Origin of the sequence: Bacillus sp. ISL-78, from assembly GCF_018613455.1 — a bacterium.
GTDB lineage: Bacteria > Bacillota > Bacilli > Bacillales > DSM-1321 > Peribacillus > Peribacillus frigoritolerans.
In genome coordinates this window covers 15295-39628 of sequence record NZ_JAGGQC010000013.1, presented here as the reverse complement: position 1 = coordinate 39628, position 24334 = coordinate 15295, and the positions used below count along the sequence as shown (strand labels likewise).

The following is a 24334-nucleotide window of genomic DNA, read 5'->3' as shown; positions in this document are numbered from 1 at the left end:
AATACTAGCGGCAAATCCTTTTTTTACTGTCATTCGATACCGCTAAATAATTACTCCCTCAACTCATAAAAAAAAAGGAGCTGCAATAACAGCTCCTTCTTCTGTGCATCCGGTTGTTTTCCCATCAGTGTTATCTTGATAGGGTGCCTTGCAGACGATTGGTTTCGGCGATTACTTTTTCTTCATCGATCGTTAAGCAGCGGCCTTCTTTCACGACCATTTTGCCATCAATGTATACGTCACATACGTCATTTCCGCGTGCTGCATAAAGCAGGTGCGAATAGGCTTCGCTCAGTGGCTGCAGGTGTTCTTTGTTATATGGGTAAATGGTGATGAAATCCGCTTTTTTACCAGCTTCCAGTGATCCTGTATGACCCATGCCTATCGCTTCGGCGCCCATTCTTGTGGCCATGGCGAGTGCTGTTTGGGCAGGGAATTTTGTGGCATCCTTATACATTCCTTTTTGCAGTAATGCGGCTGTCCTCATTTCTTCGAACATATCGAAGTTGTTATTGGAGGCGACGCCATCTGTTGCCACTCCCACTTTAATGCCTGCATCAAGAAGGCTGACGACATCGGCTATCCCAGATCCGAGCTTCAGGTTACTGATTGGATTATGGGCAACGCGAACATCATGCTGTTTTAGGATCGCCCGTTCTTCATCATTAAGGACTACACCATGTGCCATCACTGTGGGCTGATCGAACAGGCCTAGACGGCGAAGGTGCTCGACAGGACGCGATCCGTAACGTTTTTCGATGTCGAGGATTTCAAAGTCCGTTTCCGATACGTGGATGTGCACCATCAAATCATTCTCTTTTGCAATTCGTGCACTTTCCATGATCGCTTCAGGCGTGCAGGCATATGGGCTATGTGGTGCGACCATGGTAGTCAGGCGGCCATCGGCAAATGCTTTATAGTTTTTTGAAAACTGCTCAGCCCCCATGAGGTTCGCTTTTTGGTCTTTTTCGGTACCCAAGCTGAAGATCGTATAGGAAAAGGCTCCGCGCATTCCTGTTTCGCCTATCGTCTCCATGACAGCACCCGCATCTATTCCATTTGGATTGAACATATCGGAAAATGTCGTGGTTCCTGATTTCATCATTTCCATAATGCCTAGCTGTGAACTTACAGAGGCGATTTCCGTCGTAAACTGGCTTTCGATCGGCCATATTTTCGTTTCAAGCCATGGCTTCAGCAGCATATCGTCCCCGATACCGCGTAAAAGGGTCATTACAATATGAGAATGGGCATTCACAAGGCCTGGCATGATCCATTTCCCGCCAAGGTTGACCACTTGATCTGCATCTGCCAATTGTTGTTCATCATGCTGGCCGATGTAGGATATGGTATAATCTTGTACAATCATCATTCCGTTTTCGATGATTTGGTTTTCCTTATCCATCGTAAAAAATGTAGCATTCACATATATTGTTTTCATAAGTATTTCCTCCAAAGTCGTATCAGTATCAAGATGTCCTATTCCGCATTCTAAACTAGCACCTTACAGGTAATCAAGTAATTCCATATTATCAGGGGCCCTTTCACTTTACCTTAGGAACCTATTGGAAGAGCACCAAGCTGAATGCTTCCTTCAATTAAGTGGTTACCTTTGCAAAATCAGCTGCTTAAAAATATCTTCCCTTTATTGCTCGTGACAATAATCGCTTCTTGAACATTTTGAAGGCTGTAGTAAGAATCGGGCATCATGAACTTCAACTTTTCATCAGCAATGAACCCCATCAAAAGGTTAAATGTTTCATGCCACGTTTGAACGGAAGCCTGCTGATTCCAATGCCGAAGATGAAACATTTTAACATCCACTTTTGACCTTTGTGAAATTTCCGCCCAATTCACAGACTGTCCTGATAAAAGGCCAATCGTTAATAAAATGCCATTAGGCCGTACACAAAAAGCTAGTTCTGAACCATCGATGCCGCCCACTGAATCTATGGCCGCTTTCGCACCGCGCCCATTCGTCATTTCCATCACTGTATCATGCAATGATGATCGGGATGTATCAATCACATATGACGCACCATGTTTAAGCAGTTCTTCCGTATACTTATCGTTTCTCGTTACAGCAATAAGCTTAAATCCAAGAATCTTGGATAACTGGGCGAGTATACGGCCAATGGAAGATCCGCAAGCATTTACGAGTAATACATCATCCGGTTTCAAAGTTAATACTTCTGTACAGATTAGCCATGCGGTTACCGGGTTTATATATAATTGCGCTGCTATATGGTCTTCAATCGAATCCGGAATGACGATCGCCAGCTCCGCTGATGCTTTAACAAAGTCCTGCCAGGTCCCTTCACCGCGCAAAGGCAGAACACGCTTGCCTATCAGCTCTTTCGAAACAGCTGGACCCACTTCTTCAACTATGCCGACCCCTTCATAACCAGGTATGGAAGGCAAGGGGATTCGGTGGGAATAGGCACCGCGAATGGGCAGCAAGTCAGACGGATTAATGGGACGAGTGATCATCCGAACGAGGACTTCCCCCTCGAAAGGTTTTTGAATACATTTATTTTCAACCTTTAAAACCTTTTGCGGATCTCCAAACTCATAGAATTTAATACATTTGGCTTCCAAAATAATAGTCTCCTTTAATATATAAGTCTTTCCATTTTAACATTTAACTGTGGAATTATTATATTATGATTCTGGTTTTCCACGTTTTAATCCCTCCTTCCATAAATTTGTCGTTAAGAATCTTCTTGTTGTTCCAAGCATATGTTTTATAAAACGTTTTTTATTATGTACAAGAGGTGAAGAGATTGAATAAGGCAGGGAAAAATGATTTTGTATCTGGGTTTGTACCACATCACAATCATGGATCTGTTGATTATACTTCCATAGCGGACGGCCATGTCCATCAATGTTTAGATGTAACATCCCCGCCAATTTCATCACAAGAGGGAGGACATATTCATTATACTGAAGGATATGTGTTATTTGAGGATGGACATTCCCATTATTATAAGGCATATTCGGGCCCGCCCATTCCGGTTGGAAATGGAATGCATGTTCATTACTATGATTTTTATACAACGGAAGATGATGGGCATAGACATAGAATTACAGGGGTCGATCAACCTGCCCCAGGAAATAAATAAGAACAAAAAAACATCAGGGGGATGGGAAATCCCCCTGATGTTTTTTTTGTCTTCGATAGACTCTAAATGCATCTCTAACTTTATGAGAAATAGTTTTTCTAATCCTGAGATAAACCAATGGGAATGCATAGAGGCGTTTGATCGACAGGGTTTTCAATGATACAGCATTCCAGTCTGAATACGTCCTTGATCATCTCTTTTGTGAATACCGTTTCAGGCGGTCCCTCTTTATAGATTTTTCCCTGCTTGATGCTAATCAGATGATCGGCATACTGTGCCGCTTGATTCAAATCATGCAGAACCATGACAATCGTGCGTCCATACGTTTCGTTTAAATCGCGCAGTAATTCCAATATTTCAATTTGGTGCGCTAAATCTAGATAAGTTGTCGGTTCATCTAACAGTAAAAAGTCCGTTTCCTGTACCAAGGCCATCGAAATCCATGCTCTTTGCCTTTGTCCTCCAGATAATGCATCCAATGTTCGATCAGCGAACTCGGTCATTTTTGTTGCTGATAAGGCACGGTCGACAATCCTATGATCTTCTGGGGTTTGTCTGGAAAATAAGCCTTTGTGCGGATGCCTGCCATAATAGCATAGTTCCTTAACGGTTATATCTTCCGGAGCTTCCGGGGCTTGGGGTAAGATGGCCAATTTCTTGGCCACTTCTTTGGAAGATTGCTGATGAATGGCCTTTCCATCTAAATAGATCGTGCCTTGCTGCGGCATCAATAATCTAGCTAGAGACCGCAGAATGGTAGATTTGCCACAACCATTGGAACCAATGATTATACTGATCTTACCTTCAGGAATTTCCAAATCGATATTATCAATGATTCGATTTGCCCCATAAGAGAGCGAAAGATGCTCTGCTGATAATGTTGTCATGATATTCAGCCTTCCTTATGTTATTTTTCTTTCACGGCGCAATAGATATAAAAAATATGGTACTCCAATCACCGCAGTGATAATTCCGGCGGGGATTTCTATTGGAGGGAATAATCCTCTTCCCAGGCTATCGGCAACTAGTAGAAAGATAGAACCAAAAAGAGCTGAAGCGGGAAGTAAAACCTTGAATTTTGACCCGACCAGCCTCCTTGCAATATGGGGGGCGATCAAACCAATGAACCCAATGGAACCAACCGCAGATACACAGACTCCGATCAATATGACAGAAACGCTTAACAATATATAACGCAGTAATTTTGACCTTTCACCGAGACCTGTGGCTATATCGTCTCCAAGGCTCAGTACATCCATTTTAGAAGTTAATGCAATCAATACCGGTACAAGCACAAGACATGGAAGCAAAATGAATACTTGATCCCATCCTCTTCCCCATAGACTGCCAGTCAACCACAGCAATGTCGTGTTTACATCATCCGGGAACTTGACCATGAAATACTCTATGCCAGCTTGACATATGGCCCCTAAAGCGATTCCGACCAAAGCTATCGTATTTGGTTGTGCTCCTTTTTTATAAACGAATATCATCAAAATGGCCGCCATGACCGCCGCTCCGATAAAAGCTGAAAGAGGCAGTATGATAATGGGCGATTGCGGAAATAAAACAATGACGATAACTGCTGCCAAACCGGCCCCTTTGGTTACCCCAATCACATCTGGAGAAGCCAGCGGATTTCGAAGGACTCCTTGCAGAATGGCTCCGGCCGTGGCCAATCCGGCCCCCACTATCACGGCAATTAGAATGCGCGGTATGCGATAGTTGTGCAGAATGAATGTCTGACTTTGCATGCCATTTCCAAGGAAATTTTGGAGAATTTCTAAAGGTGAAATATAAATGGCCCCTAAGCCCAGGCTCACCATTGCTAAGATCAGCACGGTAGCCGTCAGCAACAGGATAATGGAATAAGGGGGCAAAGTTGATTTCAACCCAAATGTCCGTTTTAGTTTCATTGCTTAATATTCCTCCCTCTCTTCGCTAAATAAAGGAAGAATGGCGCACCGATCATAGCGGTTACGATCCCTACCGGCGACTCAAAAGGATAAGCGATGAAACGTGCGAGAATATCTGCGTACACTAAGAGTAAAGCGCCGAATAGTGCAGAAAAAGGGATGATTCTTCGATAATCCCCGCCCACCAGTCTCCTGACGATATGAGGAATGATCAATCCTACAAATCCCACCGGTCCTGCGACGGCAACCGAAGATCCTGCCAAAATGATCACCAATATTCCTGCTAAAATGCGGATTCGGTACACCCGCTGCCCAAGTCCCTGCGCCATATTTTCTCCTAAGACAAGGATGGAAACAGATCGAGAGAACATGGCAGCAACAAGCAGCCCGAAAAGAGACCAAGGAAGGATCATGTTCACATGCGCCCATGTTTTTCCATTAATGGACCCGACTAACCAATAGAGCACATCTTTCGCTTGTTCATTAAAGATGATCATGCCTTGCGTTAAAGAAGATAAAAAAAAGTGAACAGCCATTCCTGCCAATGCAAGCTTCACTTGGGTCATTCCCCCTCCCGAAGCAAAAGAATAGACTGCCATCCCTCCCACTGCTGCACCAATGAATGCAACGCAAACTAGAGACACGGAAGAAAGGTTAGGAAAGAAAACAAAAGCTGACACAATAAAAAATGAGGCACCGGCATTAACACCAAACACTTGCGGAGAAGCTAATGAATTCCGGGTAATGGCCTGCATGAGAGCACCCGCTACCGCTAAATTAGCACCGACCAACGCTCCAACTAAAGCCCGCGGCAATCGAAGTGTCCTGATAATAATCTGTTCCTTGGACGCGTCGGCATCAAAAAAGGACTTCAAAACCATTGATGCATCTATATCGGCCGCTCCCACAGAAATACTCGCCAGGATGCCTAAAATTAACAAAACGATTCCAGCTATAGCCGTATATAACACTTTCAGTTTACTTCTACCTACAGTTTCCATTGACTATACAACACACTTCCTATCAAAATTTAATCCTAATGGAAAGCGAAGTAAGAATGGGATCTCTTACTTCGCCTTTGTTCGTCTATTCTTCTCCAAGCATTTTTAAAGTGTCTTTAGCAATGGCCTCTGCGGATACAACACCGCGGTATCTCGTCCATAAGTCTCGATCAACACTATACACTTGTCCGTTTTTCACAGCCTTCAAGTCTTTCCAAAGAGGATTGTCTTTCCACTCATCAGTTAGTAACTTACCCTCATTGTTTGCTAAAAGCAGCACATCCGGATCGATCTCGACAAGCTGCTCCAGATTCATCTCGGCATGTGGCAGTTCCTGCTGGATGGCATTTTTCAATCCCATGCGCTCAAGCAATTCACCATCATAAGAAGATGAAGTATGGGCTTGGAATGAAGTATCTCGTACAACCGCTGGTAAAACCGTCATATTTGAATCGACAGTAAGCTTTGATTTAAGTTCCTTAATCGTTTTTTCATGCTCGCTCAATCTTTTTTCTGCAGCATCTTCCTGATTTACTGCCTTTGCAATCGTTTTAAATGACTCCAGATTTTCTTGATAGGTAGATTCCCGGCTTTTTAAAACGATGGTTGGAGCAATCTGCTGTAAATCTTTATAAATCCCTTTATGCCGCTCAGCATCCGCAATGATTAAATCCGGCTGCAAAGAACTGATCACCTCTAAATTAGGCTGCTCGCGTGTTCCTACAGAAGTATAATCCATCTCTTTACCTACAAGTTTTGTAATCATCTCTTTTTTGTTGTCATCCGAAATCCCGATAGGTTTTATCCCTAGCGCATTTAAAGAATCAACGAAAGACAGCTCAAGCGTAACTATTTTTTTCGGAGTATCTTTCATTTCCGTTTCTCCAATTTCATGCTTAATCGTCCTTATTTCTTGATTACTTGTATCAGCAGAAGTCTTCTCTGCCTCTGTTGTTTTTTGAGAATTATTACATCCTGATAACATCACCATAATAGCAAGTAACAGGATGAATGCTCCTCCCCCAAACGTTCTTACTTTTCTAGATCCCCTCATACTTTGCACCCTTCCCGTCATCTATAACTTCTTCACGAGTTAATCATAATTGAAAATGATTATCATTATCCTGCTGTTATGATAAAGTCATAGATTGATACCGTCAATATTAATGAAGTTTTGTGAATAAAAATCATTATGGCCATTAAGACAATCTGCATGCATTTTATTGATAACGTGAAGTACACATGCCATGATAGTCTTAAACTACCGGTTTAACAGTTAATCGATGAAAATCAAGTTTGCTTCAGTTTTATGAGGGTTCATAAATCCTCGAACGTCGATTTCCACTCCAGACACTCGCTCCCATCAACTTTGTTTTGAAATTTTTAGCTCAAACATTTTTTGTTAGCAAACGAATATTGGTTTGACGCTCAGCTTTAAATGACAGATGGTAGTTGTATTTAATATAGGCTCCGACTCAAACTAAAAAAGAGCAAACCCGTTAAGGTCTGCTCTTTCCTGTTTCAATAATCATTTTCTATTGATCAGCATCTCTTCAAGAGGAAATTCTTCATTGGAAGCTTCTTTTTTTGAGCGTTTTATGGATGTTTTGATAAGAATGGTTGAAGCAATTGATAATGCCCCCATGATCAGGTAACCTGTGGATCTTGAAAACACTTCAATCAAGATGCCAATTAGGACGGGTCCCAAAAACATTCCAGCCGAATATAAACTTTGGAACAGGCCCATTCTCGTAGATTGTTTAATCTCCGGTATATTTTCAACAGCCCAGGAAGTGACGACCGTGAAGATCAGCCCGTAACCGAAACCTTGGAATGCCTGCAATAGAAAAAGCATCGTTAAATTTTCAGCATAAGGAATCAATATGATGATGACCCCTTGTAATGCCGCTCCTAAAATCGCCGTATTCATTAAACCGATTTTTTTATAAAAAAGGGCTCCGCATAATCCTGCGGCTAAGCCATATATGATCAGGTGTGTGTTTGCCAGCATGCCAATCAATAGCGGATTTGCTCCGAGGTCGGTTGCCACTAGAGGTGTGAACGTATCCCTTGTTCCAATGGTGACCATCAAGGCAATCGTTGCCAAAACGGAAATGACCCAGATTTTTTTATCGGTGATTTGCTCGACAAGTATTTTCTTATCGTATTTTACTCTTACCCCTTTAATACTTAGGTCTTTTGTGAAAAATGTTAAAACGAGTGCAAGTATGGCGGCGGCCACCGCTACTAAAAAGCTATACCGATACCCATAATTATTGGCCACTACTGCACCGATGGTTGTCCCTAGTATGGAGCCAACCGGCGATGCAACACCCAATATCGCCACGGCTCTTGCAGCTTCCTTCACACCAAAATAAGAGGCGAACATAACATTGTAAATAACCCAGGTGGAACCTGTTAACCCGTCCGAAATCTTCCCAAGGTACAATGTGGTTGCATTTGGTATGAAAAAGGCTAGCGTCCACATTACAATCGTTATCAGCAACCCGATTTGGATGAACAATCTTCTTTTATGCAGCATATCCGAAAATACGCCAATCGGAAGTCGTGTCAATAAGGCCACAATCCCTGAAATGCCGATTATACTGCCTATAATAACGGAATCGAACCCAAGATCTTTAGCATAAGAGGAGATAAATGGATCAAATGCGGTAATGGTGACAAAGAACAACAAGCTAATGATAAAGAATAAGATGGTTTCTTTCCGATTATTAATTTTATTAGTTTTGTCCATATATTCCACCCTTTCATTCCCCTCCCTTTCGTCCCACTGGACAGAAAGGCGATGCTATTAGTATTTACACATGTTCTCCTATATTTTCCGGGGCTAATCTGCAGATACAGCCCATCCACCTGGCACTCATTCCAGGCAGATTGGGAATATCCATTTCTTCAAGGGCTGCAGCAGAAGCATGTCCTTAATTCTTAATTGAATGCGTTTTCAGCAATCATAATCATTTAGAAGCACACTCTGTCAACCTGACTGTGGCCGATAATTTATGGCCTTCCAAGCCTTCGATTTCGGATTGATCTTCCGCATGGGATGCCAGGAATTGAATGCCTTGACCTGTGATTTCCTGATGTGTCATGACCTTCACATAACTTCCTGCCCAAAGTCCCCCTGTATATCTTGCTGCTTTTTGAGTCGGCAATGTATGGTTCGTTCCAGATACTTTATCAGAGAAGACGACGGAACTGCCTTCATCAAGGAATAATGATCCATAATTAGTTAGCTTATCCATCAACTCACGGCTATTATTGATATGCAAATGCAGATGTTCAATGGCATAATCATTGCAAATATCCAGTCCTTCTTGTAATGAATCTGCATAAATGATTTCCCCTCTTTTTTCCCATGATTCGTGTGCAGGGGAAGATGGTGAGAAGGTTTTCAAAAAGCCTTCGATTGCTTTTTCTGTTTCTTCGGCAACCGTTCTGGACGTTGTGACAAGAATGGCCCGTGCGTACGGATCGTGTTCGGCCTGGGCAAGTAAATCGGCCGCTATTTTTTGAGGTGAAGCCGAATCATCAGCAAAAACCATCACTTCACTTGGTCCGGCAATAAGGTCTATGCCCACTTTACCGAACACTTGACGTTTTGCTTCTGCTACAAACCGGTTTCCTGGTCCAGCGATGATATCCACTTCCGGGATGGATTCGGTCCCATATGCCATGGCAGCGATGGCCTGCGCCCCGCCAATTGCAAAAATGTCTGTAGCACCGGAGCGGATCAAGCCATATAAAACGGCCGGATGGATACCGCCTTCATAATTGGCCGGGCTTGCTGCAACGATTCTTTTTGCTCCTGCTACCTTTGCCGGTGCAACGACCATGGGTCCTGATGATAATAACGGGAATCTCCCCCCTGGAACATAAGCCCCCACCTTTTCAATCGGTACGATTCTATGCCCCATCTTAATACCCTCGCCAAAATCCTTTTCGAATGGAGTGAGGCAGCTCAACTGTGCTTTAGCAAAATCGGATACTCTATCCACGACTCGATCGATCAGCACCTTTACCTCTTCTGGAAGAGTCCTGATACAATGCTCGATCTCCTCTTCACTAACCCGGACCGGACGATCGGAATCACCGAATTTTCTTTCATATTCCCGTACGGCGTCATCCCCGCCTGCTTTTACATGTTCAATAATCGACTTCACCGTTTGTTCCACGTCATGTGAAGAAGTCTGTTCAACTACGTCCGCTTTTTTCATATATTCCATCCTAATTTCCCCCTAATCGTTGTTTAGTGAAGAGACGGCTGCAGTACAGCCGTCAACTGGCAATCATGATACGCCGGTAAAATTCCCATCATCCATTATGGATTCACCATCTTGTTGTGATTCGTTTTCATCTGGCAAATAGATTTGACGCAACACTTCCATTCCATCAAACAATAGCCATTCCTCAGAGATTTTTTCATTACGGATTTTATAGTGGCTGATGCCGGCAATATCAATGGCTTTTCCGCTAGGGGCTCCGAAGTATCCCGTTCCTTCGTGCACTCCTTGTATTCTCCAGCGAACCGCTACATCCCAATCACTGTCAGAACCGCGCCTATTGCAAGTTACCCTCTCAAGAATCACCTTCCCATTCGGTATGGAGGCAAAGAGGCTCATGAACATTCCTTGAATTTCACTTACTCCGATTACATCCTTGTTGCAGACATAATGAACGACTGCATTTTCCTCATAATATTCCCGAACAAAGTTAAATGAGCGCCGAGCCCAAATTCGATTGAATACAAGCTGCATGAACTCCCCTATCTCGAACTCATCAGAGGATGGCGTGAATAGTTTTGGAGGAAGCCCCGTTTCTGCTGTCTCTTTAAATCCAAACTGAATAGCAGGAGCAAGCTTCTGCGTACTTTTAGCCATTTTTTTAGCAAACTCGACCGGATCCAAGCCAAGTTGCAGGACCAGATGATATGTATCCATAACAAGCCATTCTTCGTAAATCTTATTATTTAAGATCATACAATCAGCGCTTGTTCTGAACATCACTTTCTTTCCTGTGGCAGGACCGTATAAACTATCTCCAAGGTTCGTTGCAACTGAACGGCCCCGGTGTGAAGTGAAAAATCCTGCTTCATCATCCCCCGACCAGATTACACTCCATCCCAGCCCTTTCCGATCCGGAAAAGCATGCAGTGTTTGCAGCGTACCTGAGATGACTTCGTTAACCCCATGGCTATTGATCAACCCTTTATGAACGGATATGCTTGTGCTATACGTATCGTAAATAAGTCCGATGTCTTTCTCTTTCCAGATTTGCCGTGTGATTTTCACGATATAATCAACGATGTTGTTGTATTCCGGGTCAAAGCCGTTCATCCTTTGTTTCTTTTGATTCGTTTCTTCTATATTAATGTAATCATAATCATCTTTTGTATCGAGCATATTAACGTCTTCAGCATCCGCATAGAAGATGAAGTTCGGTGTTTTCTTGACCGGTTGGCTTGCATTCATTGTTGTTTTTTCTTCTTTTGGAGCTACTTGCACTGAACCTGTCTTTTTTTCTGCCATTATTACCATCCTTTTCGTATAAAGTAGTTTCGTCAAAATGCTGTACTTCTTGTAAAGTCATTTAACAGATTGAGTGGCCTTGCCAGCAGAGACAACATCATTTAACGCAGACGTAATCACATTATTCAATATGACCCCGACATATTGGGCGCCTTTGTCAAAAGCCGCATTAGCGGCAGCGCTGCTACTGGCTACGGTACCAATTGGCATATCGAGCTCTTTCCCTTTTATGAACAGTTCCTCGATGACCTTCTCCACTTCAGGATGATTTGCGCCTTCCAGTTGGTATCCCATGTTCACCGAGAGGTCTGTAGAACCGATAAATGCCAAATCAATACCAGGAACTGTTGCAATGTCTTCAAAATTGTTTGCTGCAGCGAGTGTCTCAATATGCACAATTATCATAACATTTTCATTACTCTCATCTAAATAGGGTTTTCCGCCATCTTTTCCGTAACGCGCCGGTCTGGTCGAATACGATACTCCCCTATTTCCATATGGAGGGAATTTAGCCCGCTTAACTACCTCAAGTGCCTCTTCTTTTGTATTGACCATTGGTACTTGTACACCTTTTGCTCCGCGATCTAAAGCCTTTTGAATACTGGAAGGGTCATATGAAACCCGGACGATCGGGACAACCCCGACAGAATCCGCCGTACGGATAATGTTTTCAAGCTCTGATGCACTGAATGCACCATGCTCGTCATCTATTACGACGAAATCAAAGCCGGCATAACCGAGCATTTCGACTAATGGCGGGGAAGTTAGCCCCAAAAATGCACCAAGAACTTGTTCCCCGCGTTTGATTTTTTCCTTTATGGCATTCATCGTCTTCCCTCTCTTTCTGCAGACTGTATCTCGTTCCATGCTGAATAATCACGTCCAGTTCCCGGCACTTCAATTACCTGACAACCATTTCCTCAATGCAGAGCTCACTTTTTCAGGCTGTTCTAACGTACTTAAATGACCCGAATGACTTATGATTTCAAGGCTCGCCGCCGGGATGTTCTCTTTTAGAAATTCAGACATATGAACAGGACATACCCTGTCTTCCTTTCCTGCCAAAATCATGGTCGGACATTTAATAGCAGCAAGGATGGGACGTTGGTCAGAGCGCGTCATCACGGCTTTTAACTGATTGATATACCCTTCTTTGCCGACTTTTTCCGCCATATCGATGATCTTTGAAACTAATGCTTCATCATTCCTCCGGTCTGGATGGATTAACACCGGGAGAAGATGATTGCGTGTAATATCGAGAAATTGGCCATTATTCGCCATTTCGATGAACCTCTCCCAGCCTGTTATTTGTTCAGGCTGGGGAGGGTTTGGATTCGTATCAAGTAACGCTAGCTTCATGACCCGTTCCGGTGCTATTCGCATGATTTCCAGAGAAATGATGCCACCCAGGGATAAGCCTGCAAGTGCAAACTTATCAGGTGCCTCTTCCAATACCGACTTTGCGATTCCTTCTATAGTATCAGCCTTCGATACATCACAGACTTTCACATCTGCTAGATCTGATAGGTTCACCATTTCCCATAGACGCTCATCACAAAGCGTACCCGGAAGCAAAATGAGCGGTACTTTACCCATCCTTATTTTTCACCCATTTTCAATTTATCGGCAATTTCCTTTTCAAGTTCTTCGAAGTTATCCGGTTTAATCATTTTGCCTAAATCATTGGCAAAGAATCCATATTCAGCTGCATCCTTGATCACTTTTGGCGACCAGTAAGGGTCTTTTCCATCAAATACTTTATGTTGTTCTAGAACGGCGAAGATCCAAGCATCCTCTTCACTGATGTTTTCGAAACCTCTCCATAATCCTGGCGGTAATGAAATTAAGTCCCATTGATCGATGATCGTTTCGCCATCAATTTCATCAGGACCCTTCCCCCAGTAGAAACGCCATTTTCCTGAGAGAGGAAGGAAGGATTCAATGTAATCATGCGTATGGTAAGCAGGACCGTTTCCTTTCTGGGCTTTCACCATTCCGATTTGAAAACCATGCGGCTCGGTAATTTCAGGTGTGAAATTATCATTTTCGCTTGCTGTATCCCCAATTAATGTATAGTTGATGCGTTGATGACCCGGAATGATACTATCAATGAACATTAACGGTATTCCTTTTGATTTCATTTGGTCGAAACGGACGATCCAATTGTTTTCCATTTCCTCATTCGTTACCGCTTTTTTTACTTTAGGTTCTTGTACTGACATTTTAATTTCCCCTTCCGTGTTCGTTAATTTTTTTATTTTCATGACCGCGCTATTTAGAGAGTAAAGACGGCTAATTTTAATTCAGTCATTTCCTCGACTGAATACTTAATTCCTTCCCTGCCAGTCCCGCTGTTTTTCACTCCGCCATATGGCATGTGATCCACCCTGAATGATGGTATGTCATTCACGATGACACCTCCGACCTCAAGCCGTTCAACAGCATCAAAAGCTTTTGGCATCGAAGTCGTATAGACGCCTGCTTGGAGGCCGTACAAAGAATCATTCACAAGGTCGATGGCTTCATCCCATGTTTTATAGGAATTGACTGAAACGATGGGGGCAAATGCTTCTTGGCAGCTTACTTCCTGTGTTGCCCCCGCATTTTTGATGATGGTTGGTTGAAGGATCGCCCCTGTTCTTTGACCGCCATATGCGACTTCCGTTCCAGCGTTTCTAGCCGATTCGATCCACCCTTCCACTCGTTTTGCTTCATTTATACTGATCAACGCGGAAAGATCTGTATCTTCCGATTCCGGATCTCCAAATTTTAGCTGCTTCGTCTTTTCGGTAAACTTTTGCAAAAATGACTCATATACATCTTCCTGTACATAAATTCGCTGGACAGAGATGCAAACCTGACCTGAATAGGCAAAGGAACCTTCGACACAGCGCTGTGCAACGGCATCCAAGTCAGCAGCACTGTCGATGATGACAGCAGAATTGGAACCAAGCTCCAATGTCACCTTTTTCAAGCCCGCTCTTTCTTTGATCCCCAAACCGACTTCGACACTTCCTGTAAATGTGACCATTTTAATTCTCGGATCAGTGACCAATACATCGCCGACAACGCTTCCTTTACCAGTGACTACATTCAGGGCGCCTTTAGGTAAACCTGCTTCTTCGAAAATTCCGGCTGCGGCCAATGCACTAAGCGGTGTCTGTGAAGCCGGTTTTAAAATGACCGAGTTGCCTGCAGCAAACGCGGGACCAAGCTTATGTGCCGCTAAATTAAATGGAAAGTTAAATGGTGTGATGGCAGCAATGACGCCGAGCGGTTCACGCTTTGTATAAGCAAAGCGGCCTTTGCCATTTTTAGCGGCATCCATCGGAATCGTTTCACCATGAATCCGTTTTGCCTCTTCTGCTGCAAATTTGTATGTTTCAATCGTGCGTAAAATTTCGCCCCTTGCCGCCTTTAATGGCTTAGCATTTTCCTTAGCGAGTATTAATGCACATTCCTCAAGTCTTTCCTTGAAAATTTCGGCTGCACGTTCCAGGATATTGGAGCGCTCAAGGGCTGTTAGCTTTTTCATTTCTTTTGCACCTTGTTCCGCACATTCTATCGCTTTTAGTACCGTCTCCTTTTCTGCCAAAGGCACTTGCGCGATCACCTTGCCGGAATAAGGGGACCGAAGATCGTAATTATCATTTCCTTCCAGCCACTCGCCGCCGATGTATAATCTCTTTTTATCGGAATTTGTCGTGATCAAGTCAGTTTCCCACCCTTCCTTTAAAGGCGCTTTGATAGATTCCGAGAATCTTTTGTTCATTTAGCTTATAAGGAGTGTTCGATAGCAAGCGATCAATTTTGGCCGCCTGTTCCGCCAGCATCGGTAATGATTCCTCTTCAATCCCAAGTTCTGATAACGATGTAGGTAAATCAAGATCCTCCAGAAGCCGATACATATAATCAACAACTGCCTTCAATGCTTCGCTTGGCTGTGATTTGAAATCACCCAACTGTAAAAAGGACGCTACCTCCATCATTTCTTCCGTGCATGTCTTCCCAATCACTTCGAAAACGAATGGCATTAAAAGGGCATTTGCGACACCATGCTCAATATGGTATTTACCGCCTAGCGGATAGGCCAGTGCATGAACCGCCCCAACCCCTGCATTTGCTAGAGCCACACCCGCTAACGAACTTACCCAGCTCATTCCTGTCCGTGCATCCAAATCATTTCCGTTATGGACAGCTCTCGTAATGTTCGAAGGAAATAGTTTCATTGCTTTCTCTGAATAAACTTTCGTAAGCGGTGTTGCCTTGATGGCAATATAAGATTCAATGGCATGTGTAAAGGCGTCCACCCCTGATGCCGCAGTAACTCGTGCCGGGCAGGAAATGGTCAATTCCGGATCGATGATCGCTACATCCGGAAGGAATACCGGGCTTACGATCCCTCTTTTAACTTGCTGCTCTTCATCACCGAAAATGGCATTCATAGTCACTTCCGAACCTGTTCCTGAAGTTGTCGGCAAAAGAATGCATTTAACCGCTCTCGATTTCACCACTTTTTCACCGTTTAGATAACTAGTTATATCGTCTTTCCCGCATAAAGCTGCTGTTGCTTTTGCTACATCCAGTGCACTTCCCCCGCCGATTCCGATGATTACATCACATTTTTCGGCATCTATCGTTAGTACGGCCTCCTTCAATAGCTGAAACGTCGGCTCTCCCGATATCTCCGTATATGTAATGGTTGGTACGGATAGAGGCTTAATATGATCCAATACTTTTTGGACAACGCCAACTTTTTCCAGTCCCTTGTCACTTACAATCGCAACCTTCTTGGCTCCCAGCTCTTCGATTTCCTTTACTAACGTCGTAAATGCCCCAACACCAACCCGGAAAACTGTCGGCATTCGAAAATCTTGGATTATATTTTGAGCAATAGACATCATTCACCCTCCTTTTGAATACGTATTCAAAAAACTCACCAGACAGTCCAACCGCCATCGACCACCAATGTTTGACCTGTCATCATATCTGAACAATCTGATGCCAGGTAGACCACGCCGCCAAATAAATCCTCCGTTTTAGCAAGTCTGCCAAGCGGAATCCTGCTCAATACTTCATCTTTGAACGTTTCATCTTCAAACATCTGCTTGGTCATCGGTGTTTCAATGAAGGTTGGAGCAATGGCATTGACATTGACTTGATGCGGTGCCCATTCTATCGCAAGCGCTTTCGTCAGCTGTGTAATTCCCCCTTTACTGGAGGAGTATGCAGCCCGTTTGTAATAACCGACGAATGCCATTTGCGAAGACATGTTTATGATCTTGCCTTTTTTTTGGTCGATCATATACTTCCCTGCCGCTTGGCTCGTAAAAAATACACTTTTTAAATTAATGTCGAGGACCGTATCCCACTCTTGCGATGTCAACACTTCAGCTGGCTTTGCCACGTTTATTCCTGCATTATTTATTAAAATATCAATCTTACCGAAGTGTTTGTATATCCCTTCCATCACTTCCGCCGTTTCATCAACCTTTGTTAAGTCAAATGACACGGGTAAAACATTTACACCGGTTTGCCCGATTTCATGTGCTGCTTCTTCAAGTTGCTGTTTGTTGCGGGCAACTATCGCTATATCGGCACCGGCCTGTGCAAGCAAATGGGCTAAGTCTTTACCGATTCCTTTACTTGCACCTGTTATGATGGCCACCTTACTGCTTAAATTAAATAAATGATTTATATCCAATCTATCACCTATCTTTACCTCATCGAGGCGATTTTTCATTTTGCATTTTGATTTTGAATACGTATTCAAAATGATGCAAAACACTTGTTAGCGATTACAAATTAAAATATAAACAACTTTCTGACTTTTGTAAATAGTAAAATTTAAAAATGCCAGATTTTTTATGAGAGTCAATACACGTAAGCTCCGATCCCAAAACCGGCCATTCCCCTTAATCTTGTACGGGGGCTGGCCCTGTTGTTTTACGGACCATCAGTTCAGGCTTAAGGAAAATTTGTATGGATGAAGATGTTGTTTCCTTATTTTCGATAAGATAGATTAATTTTTCCAGAGCTGTTAAAGACATTTGATCCATTTGTTGGGATATTGTGGTCAGCCCTATGAATTCATTAGCGGACAATCTTATATTATCAAACCCAACAACCGATAAATCAGCAGGGATTTTCAAATTCAGGCTTGAAGCTGCATCTAGGACTGCGAGAGCCATCTGATCGGATGCGGCAATGATTGCAGTCGGCCTGTCCTTCTTTTTCAGCAGTTTTTTTGTAAATGAATATATCTTGTCATAGGAAAATTCACTATTGAAAATCAAGCCTTCATCAATTTCATACCCGTTCTCCATCATCTCTTCTTTATAACCTACCGTTCGCTCATATGTTGCCAAGTATTTGGATGGGCCGGATATTTTCGCTATTTTTTTATGTCCTAATTTTATTAGATGCTTAACAGCGAGCCTGGCACCTTTATTATTGTCCATTACGATGAAATTAACGTCCTTGATATCGAGGAAACTATTATATAATAATACGGGAAATCCATTATCATGTAACTTCTTAATTTTTTCAGTATAATTTTTACTAACGCTTGTAAGGATGATTCCCTCTACCCTTTTGCCAATCAGCAAATTAATGGCTTGTTCCAAGTTTTCATCTTTATGCCCCGTATTGTAAACGATGACATCATATTTTAATTCTTGTGCCCTTTCTATGATGACTTCCGCCGTTTCGGCAAAGAATGGATTTGAAATGCTCCCCAATATCAACCCTATTGATTTGGTTCTTTTTTCAACGAGGCTTCTGGCAATTTCATCCCTTGTAAATCCCAGTTCATTAATGACAGCAAGAACCTTGTCACGCGTATTTTTCTTAATATAGGGGTAATCATTCAGCACCCTGGAAACGGTTGATTGTGAAACACCCGCTATTTTGGCCACATCTTCTGTCGTCACTCTCTTCATGCTTCATAAATCCTTTCTACGTCTAGTAATTGTTATCCTAGGAAACTAAAATAACGTATGTATATCAATATAAACATTATGATTTCCCTTTAATATATCATAATATTTAAAATTTTACTTCCAGTTATGGAACTCTTTTGGGTTTTGGATGCGTCAGGTGTACTTTTCGGAAAATTAAAAGTAAGCGTTTGTTGCTTATCTTATCCTATAGGAAAAAGAGCCGATCTTTAAAGATGGGCTCTGGAGATAAGCTCGATATTAATTGAGTTTGTAAAAATCGTTGATTTCCACTACAGGCACTCGCTTTCCGCGGGCGGTCCGGAAGCCTCCTCGGCGCCTTTGCGCCTGTGGGGTCTTCCCTGGACACGCTTTTCCCGCAGGAGTCTCGTACCTTCCGTTCCAATCAACTTTGCCTTTAAAACTTAGATGGATCTCTTTTTGTCTATAAACTGCTGTAACTTCTAGACTGTAGACAAAATAAAACACTTGATGTCAGAAATCCGCTCCCTTTCCGCCGACTGTCTGCCAAGCCGCATCAAAGCAAGCGTCTGTGGGGTCTTGGCTAGCTAGTTTTTCGGCAGGAGTGTCGCAAATTTCTTCAATCCTTTGAGGGTTCCAAACAATTTAAAACCATTAAGGAATCTTGTTTAATGCCAAGGTCCGGAATGATACCATTCCGAACCCCTTTGGTAGACATAATTAAGTTGTCAAAACTTACACGTTGTTTGGAACGTAAGGCACTCGCCTTCCAGGTTTCAGTGAAACTTAGCCTTTAAAAAGCGATACAGGCCATCTTCTCGATATGAATACTCCGTCACTTCATCGGCTTGTTCTTTGACAAGGTCAGTGGCGTTTTTCATGGCAACGCAATGTCCGGCGAGTTTAAATAGCGGGAGGTCATTTTCACCATCGCCTACAGCCAGGATATTTTCGGGTGCTAGCTGAAAATGTTTCAGCAGCAGTTGGACGCCTGTTGCTTTTGTGATGCCTTCCACGGTCACTTCTACATTATGATGGGTGGAGGAAGCTGTGGTAAAGGCATTGTACTGCTTGATTTTCCCCAACTCCGCTTTCCATTTTCGAATCGTCTCCATTTCATTGCTGAAAAAGTAGATCTTGGCGACGCTCTTTATATCCAGTTGTTCTGACCATCTTATCTTGTCTTCGACTGCATCCTGTCTTGATAGCCATTCATTTTCATCGACTGTCTCAGGTTTTCGTATCAAACCTTGTTTAACCATATAGTCTTTATCTTTAAGTAATGCCATCCTTGTTCCTTCGTTCGGATGAACTTCGTAAAAAATCTCTTCCGCTCCTGCTTTGGCGACCAATTCTTCGACAAGTTCCGTCGACAGGGCGTGTTCGACAATCTGTTCCTTTCCGATGAATACGGACATTCCATTGGCGGTCACCATTCCATCGGCCTCCATGCCGGCCGGTAAAACGTCCCTCACCTCTTCCAGCGTTCTTCCTGTTGCAATGAAAATCAGCTTACCGCTTTCCCTAAGTTCGCCTATGTATTGTTCCAGCGTCTCATTCACAGTATTTCTTTCGTTCAATGTCGTGCCATCCAAATCAAGCACAATCGCTTTGTTGGCCATGCCTTTCACCTCAAAAATCAGAATGATGATGAAAATGCCAACAGCCCATTATCTATAAGATCTTAGGCTGTTGGTTTCATTCATATATTTTTACTTCTGTACGTTATCAGTATAACATTTTAGGATAATCCTAAAAGTTTCATGACACTCAGGATCAAGAGACCTACCACACCGAAGTCCGAATCACCAAATGTGGTGCCTTCAAACCCTACATCCCCCAAGAAGACCAGGAGTATTGCCGGCAGGAAACTGATGATGAGTCCGTTGGCAAACGACCCAAGCATCGCTCCGCGTCTGCCTCCCGTGGCATTTCCGAAAACACCTGCTGCAGCTCCGGTGAAGAAATGCGGTACGAGCCCAGGAACGATTACTTTCAATCCAAGTGCCGGAAGGAGGAACATGGATAGTAGTCCAGCCAGGAAACTGAATAGAAACCCGATGATCACTGCATTTGGAGCGAATGGAAAGATGGTCGGACAGTCCAATGCAGGTTTTGTATTCGGCGCCACTTTATCGGCAATACCTTTGAATGCAGGGACGATTTCAGCGATTAACATCCGTACTCCTGCAAGGATGATGTAGACTCCCGCAGCAAATGTTATCGCCTGGATGAAAGAGAATACGATGAAGTTCGAACCGCCGGATAATTCCGTCTCAATATAGTTCTGACCGGCAAACAATGCGACGATCACGAAGAACATCGTCATCGTAAGCGATACAGCGACCGATGTGTCCCTCAGGAATCCTAAAGACTTGGGAACCTTGATTTGCTCTGTCGTTTTTTCCTTATTTCCAAACCATTTTCCCACAGTCGCGGATACGAAATATCCGATTGTCCCGAAATGGCCGATGGCAAAATCATCGCTGCCGGTGATCTTCCGTACGTATGGCTGAAGGAGGGCTGGGAACAACACCATGCATACTCCTAATAGAATGGAGCCGACCAAGATAAGCGGAAATCCGCTGAGCCCGCCGACGGATAGGGTGACTGCAAGTAAACAAGCCATGAATAAGGTATGGTGTCCCGTTAAAAATATATATTTAAATGGCGTGAAACGAGCAAGCAAAACATTGACAACCATCCCAAATACCATGATAAGTGCAGTCGAAGTCCCAAAATCACTTTGGGCGGCTGCGACGATGGCTTCGTTATTCGGTATGACGCCTTGTACGTTGAATGCATGATCGAACATTTTACTGAATATATCAAGGGCGCCAATGAGCACTGCCGCTCCCGCTCCGATGATAATGAAACCCATGACGGTTTTTAGCGTTCCAGATACGACATCCGCACTGGATTTCCGCTGTAACAGCAGTCCAATGAGGGCAAACAGCCCCACAAGTATGGAAGGTGTACCCAAGATGTCATTCATGATAAGTTCCAGCATTGCCTCTCCCCCTCTTCTTTATGTTATCTTCTTATAGATGTGAAGTTAATTTCGATGTGATTTCAGGAATGCTCATCATGTTTTCCAGTGTGACGATCGTCCGGGTTCCATCATCCAGCTGACCGACAATATCCGCCGCTCCCAGGAAAATATCGGCCTGAACCGTTTTTGCTGATGCCAGATCCGTATGATCCACCTCGGCTGTCTTCCCCATTTCCGTCAATGCTTTCTTCACATTCATCTCCATGATGAAGCTGCTTCCCAATCCATTTCCGCATACTACCATGATTTTCTTCATATCAATCTCTCCTTTTTTTATCCTACGTGCATTTCCAATTTTGATTTGATTTCAGGGATGCTCATCATGTTCTCCAATGTGACGATCGTCCGGGTTCCATCATCCAGCTGACCGACAATATCCGCCGCCCCCAGGAAAATGTCAGCTTGAACCGTTTTTGCAGATGCCAGATCCGTATGATCCACCTCGGCCGTCTTCCCCATTTCCGTCAATGCTATCTTCACATTCATCTCCATGATGAAGCTGCTTCCCAATCCGTTTCCGCAAACTACCATGATTTTCATTCCGCTTCCTCCTTCGAATATTTATGAACGTACTCCATAAGGACCGATTTATCTGAAGTGCTTAAGATTTCTTCTATATTGGCCGGCTCATTCAATAATTGAGTGAGCTGGATCAATGCCCGCAGATGCGAATCGTTATCTACGGCCGCCAAAATGATAATCAGGCGAACCGGTTTATCCGGAGCGAAGTCCACGGCTTCATCCAATTTGAGCAAACTCATGGATAAAGACCTGACCCCCTGCTCCGGACGTGCATGGGGAATCGCCACTCCAGGCATTATCACTACATATGGCCCATTCGTTTCTATGGCCTCGATCATGGCGTCCACGTATCGTTCTTCGACGGTACCTAAGTCCACGAGAGGCTTGGCCGCTACTTGAATCGCTTCTTTCCAATCGGAAACTTTCTGCTGTAATTGGATCGTTTGCATATTGAGCAGTTCTTCTAACACGGGCTTCTCTGCCTCCTTTAAAGAAAATTGGGTTATTTTTGGTGTATGTGTATACACATTCGACTTCAAAGCTTTTTCAAGCTGATCCTGTTCATGGATGGTTGCATACTTGGAAATGATCTTTAATAAAGCTGCAACATCCACACTTTCCGTCGTATATCCATACAATTCCTGCATGACCTGCTGGCGCAATGTATGTTTGTCCTGCATTTCCAAAATAGGCGGGACAACGAATAATGCCGCTTTTGTTCTCATATGCACCGTCGAGAAAACAAGATCGTACGACAGTTGGTATTCAGCCGCATTTCTAACGGATAAAACATCCAGGAACAAAATATCAGGAAATAATTCCCTCAATGTATAAATGAGGATATTGCTGATGCCGATACCATTCGGGCATACGACAATCGCCCGTTTTCGATCATCCAATGTGGTTCCTTGCCTGCGCAGCCATCCGCCAAAATAAATCGTGAAATAGGCCACTTCTTCCTCCGATACTGGACAGCCAACCTCTTTCTCCAACACCCACAGGGATTTTTTTGTCAAATGATGCAGTTCGGGATATACCTTCTGCACCCGTCCCGTCATCGGATTCATTTGCGGGAGACCATACCGCAGGCGATAATATGCCGGTTTAAAATGAACGTATAATTGCTGGCATAGCTGCTCTTTGTCCTTCAAGTGAACAAATGCCAGCCTCTCGAACTCTTCCACGATTTCCTGCAATAGGTGTTGAATGACTTCATCATCCTTAAGCGGGGAAATATCCTTCGTTCGATTCATGCTCAATAAATGTAAGGCTGCGTATAAGTTTTCCGTTTCGCTCCATACTGATTGAAACGCATTCGTCCTGGTCATCCCCTCAACCAGTTTGTATTCTTCCGTCGCAACAAACTGCGCCCAGCTCTGGTCGGCCTGTAACTCTTCCCCTTTGCCTATGAGCTGATCTGTACATAGAAATAAATAGCTCAGTTCACGAAGCCGTTCATCCGTAAAGGTGATGCCCAATTTACGTTCGGCCCTTTCAAGCTGTAACCGGATCGAGCCGATTTGCTTCTCATGATTTCCCCATATGCACTCCATGATCCATTCACTATTGGGACTGTTCAGTACATCATGCACGAGACGTTCAATGATATATCTCTTTGTTCGGCTGTCCCCAATCACCATGTAGCCATCTTGTTTGGAATACTGGATTTTGAGCGATATGTCCCTGTTTTTCTCTTTAAGTCTTTTTAAATCCTTCAGCACCGTATTTCGCGAAACCCCGGTGATCGTCTGGAAATGATAGACGGACAATTCTTCTTGGCTTAACAGGATCATGAGGTAAAAAACCTTTTCCCTATCTGTCTCTGAAAATATATAATTGCGTTTTGTCAGTTTTACATTCAATTCTTCATCCCTGATTGTTTCAGAAAAGGAGTAGCCCATTTCACGATTATATTGAATCGGTTGATAGCCATGAAATTGGAGCCAGTCATTCGCTTTGCTCAATCCATATTGAATCTGCCTTCTCGTCAGACCTGTTTGGGCTTCAAGTTCTTTCATTTTTGAAATGGGCGAATGCTGTAATAGTTTTAATAAATGGGCGCTTCTTTCATCTAAAAACATTCTCAATCCCTCTCCCTGCTTCTACGATATCTCACTTCTTATTAAAAATGTAGCGTTTCTCAGTCCGAATGTTGTCATGGGTACTGCACAATAATATACTCTTTAAATATTTGTGCACAATACTGCATGTAATTAGTTTTCAATACAGAATATATTTGGAAGATATATACTTAT

At 43.3% G+C, this 24334-nt stretch carries 22 protein-coding genes; 1 reads left to right on the top strand and 21 read right to left on the bottom strand.

The window, feature by feature from the left end; genetic code table 11:
• Nucleotides 1–130: 130 nt before the first annotated feature.
• Together J7I96_RS14110 and J7I96_RS14105 are read right to left on the bottom strand one after the other, a co-directional pair.
• Complete coding sequence (locus tag J7I96_RS14110) at nt 131–1441, bottom strand: amidohydrolase family protein (RefSeq protein ID WP_214923554.1); 1311 nt, start codon at nt 1439–1441, stop codon at nt 131–133.
• Between the two features lie 179 nt (nt 1442–1620).
• Complete coding sequence (locus J7I96_RS14105) at nt 1621–2598, bottom strand: zinc-dependent alcohol dehydrogenase family protein (protein WP_214923551.1); 978 nt, start codon at nt 2596–2598, stop codon at nt 1621–1623.
• 185 nt (nt 2599–2783) lie between these two features.
• Here J7I96_RS14105 and J7I96_RS14100 point away from each other — a divergent pair, with 185 nt between their 5' ends.
• A complete protein-coding gene (locus J7I96_RS14100; protein ID WP_214923547.1) occupies nt 2784–3122 on the top strand; it encodes a YmaF family protein in 339 nt (112 codons plus the stop codon).
• A 98-nt stretch (nt 3123–3220) separates the two neighbouring features.
• On the opposite strand, the gene J7I96_RS14095 is transcribed toward J7I96_RS14100, so the two are convergent.
• The 19 genes from J7I96_RS14095 to J7I96_RS14005 form a co-directional block, all read right to left on the bottom strand.
• Nucleotides 3221–4009: an ABC transporter ATP-binding protein gene (locus J7I96_RS14095; protein ID WP_214923543.1), complete on the bottom strand. Its 789-nt coding sequence runs from the start codon at nt 4007–4009 to the stop codon at nt 3221–3223.
• A gap of 15 nt (nt 4010–4024) precedes the next feature.
• Entirely contained in the window at nt 4025–5038 is a 1014-nt protein-coding gene (locus J7I96_RS14090) for a FecCD family ABC transporter permease (RefSeq protein WP_214923541.1), read from the bottom strand.
• Nucleotides 5035–6039: a FecCD family ABC transporter permease gene (locus J7I96_RS14085; protein WP_214923538.1), complete on the bottom strand. Its 1005-nt coding sequence runs from the start codon at nt 6037–6039 to the stop codon at nt 5035–5037. The genes J7I96_RS14090 and J7I96_RS14085 overlap by 4 nt, the downstream gene beginning before the upstream one ends.
• Nucleotides 6040–6124: 85 nt before the next feature.
• A complete protein-coding gene (locus tag J7I96_RS14080; RefSeq protein ID WP_214923535.1) occupies nt 6125–7093 on the bottom strand; it encodes an ABC transporter substrate-binding protein in 969 nt (322 codons plus the stop codon).
• 474 nt (nt 7094–7567) lie between these two features.
• Nucleotides 7568–8794, bottom strand: coding sequence for an MFS transporter (locus J7I96_RS14075; RefSeq protein ID WP_214923532.1), 1227 nt, complete (start codon nt 8792–8794; stop codon nt 7568–7570).
• A 220-nt stretch (nt 8795–9014) separates the two neighbouring features.
• Nucleotides 9015–10283 (bottom strand): histidinol dehydrogenase, encoded by a 1269-nt coding sequence (hisD, locus tag J7I96_RS14070; protein WP_214923530.1) that lies wholly within the window; start codon nt 10281–10283, stop codon nt 9015–9017.
• Nucleotides 10284–10346: 63 nt separating this feature from the next.
• Nucleotides 10347–11585 carry an ester cyclase gene (locus J7I96_RS14065; RefSeq protein ID WP_214923529.1) on the bottom strand — a complete coding sequence of 413 codons (1239 nt, stop codon included), beginning with the start codon at nt 11583–11585 and terminating at the stop codon, nt 10347–10349.
• A gap of 57 nt (nt 11586–11642) precedes the next feature.
• Nucleotides 11643–12413 carry an HpcH/HpaI aldolase family protein gene (locus J7I96_RS14060; protein WP_214923526.1) on the bottom strand — a complete coding sequence of 257 codons (771 nt, stop codon included), beginning with the start codon at nt 12411–12413 and terminating at the stop codon, nt 11643–11645.
• Nucleotides 12414–12482: 69 nt separating this feature from the next.
• Nucleotides 12483–13181, bottom strand: a complete 699-nt coding sequence (locus tag J7I96_RS14055; RefSeq protein WP_214923524.1) for an alpha/beta fold hydrolase — start codon at nt 13179–13181, stop codon at nt 12483–12485.
• A gap of 2 nt (nt 13182–13183) precedes the next feature.
• Nucleotides 13184–13807: a cupin domain-containing protein gene (locus tag J7I96_RS14050; RefSeq protein ID WP_063594732.1), complete on the bottom strand. Its 624-nt coding sequence runs from the start codon at nt 13805–13807 to the stop codon at nt 13184–13186.
• A 53-nt stretch (nt 13808–13860) separates the two neighbouring features.
• The gene (locus J7I96_RS14045; RefSeq protein ID WP_311315207.1) at nt 13861–15294 is read right to left on the bottom strand and encodes an aldehyde dehydrogenase family protein; all 1434 of its coding nucleotides are present in this window, start codon (nt 15292–15294) and stop codon (nt 13861–13863) included.
• Between the two features lie 4 nt (nt 15295–15298).
• Complete coding sequence (locus J7I96_RS14040) at nt 15299–16486, bottom strand: iron-containing alcohol dehydrogenase (protein ID WP_251029174.1); 1188 nt, start codon at nt 16484–16486, stop codon at nt 15299–15301.
• A 35-nt stretch (nt 16487–16521) separates the two neighbouring features.
• Nucleotides 16522–17289, bottom strand: a complete 768-nt coding sequence (locus tag J7I96_RS14035; RefSeq protein WP_251029173.1) for an SDR family NAD(P)-dependent oxidoreductase — start codon at nt 17287–17289, stop codon at nt 16522–16524.
• A 211-nt stretch (nt 17290–17500) separates the two neighbouring features.
• Entirely contained in the window at nt 17501–18526 is a 1026-nt protein-coding gene (locus J7I96_RS14030) for a LacI family DNA-binding transcriptional regulator (protein WP_214923517.1), read from the bottom strand.
• Between the two features lie 755 nt (nt 18527–19281).
• Nucleotides 19282–20127, bottom strand: a complete 846-nt coding sequence (locus J7I96_RS14025) for an HAD family hydrolase (protein ID WP_214923513.1) — start codon at nt 20125–20127, stop codon at nt 19282–19284.
• 119 nt (nt 20128–20246) lie between these two features.
• A complete protein-coding gene (locus J7I96_RS14020; RefSeq protein ID WP_048689424.1) occupies nt 20247–21515 on the bottom strand; it encodes a PTS ascorbate transporter subunit IIC in 1269 nt (422 codons plus the stop codon).
• 31 nt (nt 21516–21546) lie between these two features.
• The gene (locus tag J7I96_RS14015; RefSeq protein WP_053536259.1) at nt 21547–21813 is read right to left on the bottom strand and encodes a PTS sugar transporter subunit IIB; all 267 of its coding nucleotides are present in this window, start codon (nt 21811–21813) and stop codon (nt 21547–21549) included.
• 17 nt (nt 21814–21830) lie between these two features.
• Complete coding sequence (locus tag J7I96_RS14010; protein WP_215048086.1) at nt 21831–22097, bottom strand: PTS sugar transporter subunit IIB; 267 nt, start codon at nt 22095–22097, stop codon at nt 21831–21833.
• Nucleotides 22094–24160 (bottom strand): BglG family transcription antiterminator, encoded by a 2067-nt coding sequence (locus tag J7I96_RS14005; RefSeq protein WP_214923509.1) that lies wholly within the window; start codon nt 24158–24160, stop codon nt 22094–22096. The genes J7I96_RS14010 and J7I96_RS14005 overlap by 4 nt, the downstream gene beginning before the upstream one ends.
• Nucleotides 24161–24334 lie beyond the last annotated feature (174 nt).

Bases quoted from the DNA above. Each gene is read 5' to 3' on its own strand.
- J7I96_RS14110 (WP_214923554.1), bottom strand. From the start codon at position 1,441: ATGAAAACAATATATGTGAATGCTACATTTTTTACGATGGATAAGGAA.
- J7I96_RS14095 (WP_214923543.1), bottom strand. From the start codon at position 4,009: ATGACAACATTATCAGCAGAGCATCTTTCGCTCTCTTATGGGGCAAAT.
- J7I96_RS14090 (WP_214923541.1), bottom strand. From the start codon at position 5,038: ATGAAACTAAAACGGACATTTGGGTTGAAATCAACTTTGCCCCCTTAT.
- J7I96_RS14085 (WP_214923538.1), bottom strand. From the start codon at position 6,039: ATGGAAACTGTAGGTAGAAGTAAACTGAAAGTGTTATATACGGCTATA.
- J7I96_RS14080 (WP_214923535.1), bottom strand. From the start codon at position 7,093: ATGAGGGGATCTAGAAAAGTAAGAACGTTTGGGGGAGGAGCATTCATC.
- J7I96_RS14075 (WP_214923532.1), bottom strand. From the start codon at position 8,794: ATGGACAAAACTAATAAAATTAATAATCGGAAAGAAACCATCTTATTC.
- hisD (WP_214923530.1), bottom strand. From the start codon at position 10,283: ATGGAATATATGAAAAAAGCGGACGTAGTTGAACAGACTTCTTCACAT.
- J7I96_RS14065 (WP_214923529.1), bottom strand. From the start codon at position 11,585: ATGGCAGAAAAAAAGACAGGTTCAGTGCAAGTAGCTCCAAAAGAAGAA.
- J7I96_RS14060 (WP_214923526.1), bottom strand. From the start codon at position 12,413: ATGAATGCCATAAAGGAAAAAATCAAACGCGGGGAACAAGTTCTTGGT.
- J7I96_RS14055 (WP_214923524.1), bottom strand. From the start codon at position 13,181: ATGGGTAAAGTACCGCTCATTTTGCTTCCGGGTACGCTTTGTGATGAG.
- J7I96_RS14050 (WP_063594732.1), bottom strand. From the start codon at position 13,807: ATGTCAGTACAAGAACCTAAAGTAAAAAAAGCGGTAACGAATGAGGAA.
- J7I96_RS14040 (WP_251029174.1), bottom strand. From the start codon at position 16,486: ATGTCTATTGCTCAAAATATAATCCAAGATTTTCGAATGCCGACAGTT.
- J7I96_RS14030 (WP_214923517.1), bottom strand. From the start codon at position 18,526: ATGAAGAGAGTGACGACAGAAGATGTGGCCAAAATAGCGGGTGTTTCA.
- J7I96_RS14025 (WP_214923513.1), bottom strand. From the start codon at position 20,127: ATGGCCAACAAAGCGATTGTGCTTGATTTGGATGGCACGACATTGAAC.
- J7I96_RS14020 (WP_048689424.1), bottom strand. From the start codon at position 21,515: ATGCTGGAACTTATCATGAATGACATCTTGGGTACACCTTCCATACTT.
- J7I96_RS14015 (WP_053536259.1), bottom strand. From the start codon at position 21,813: ATGAAGAAAATCATGGTAGTATGCGGAAATGGATTGGGAAGCAGCTTC.
- J7I96_RS14010 (WP_215048086.1), bottom strand. From the start codon at position 22,097: ATGAAAATCATGGTAGTTTGCGGAAACGGATTGGGAAGCAGCTTCATC.
- J7I96_RS14005 (WP_214923509.1), bottom strand. From the start codon at position 24,160: ATGTTTTTAGATGAAAGAAGCGCCCATTTATTAAAACTATTACAGCAT.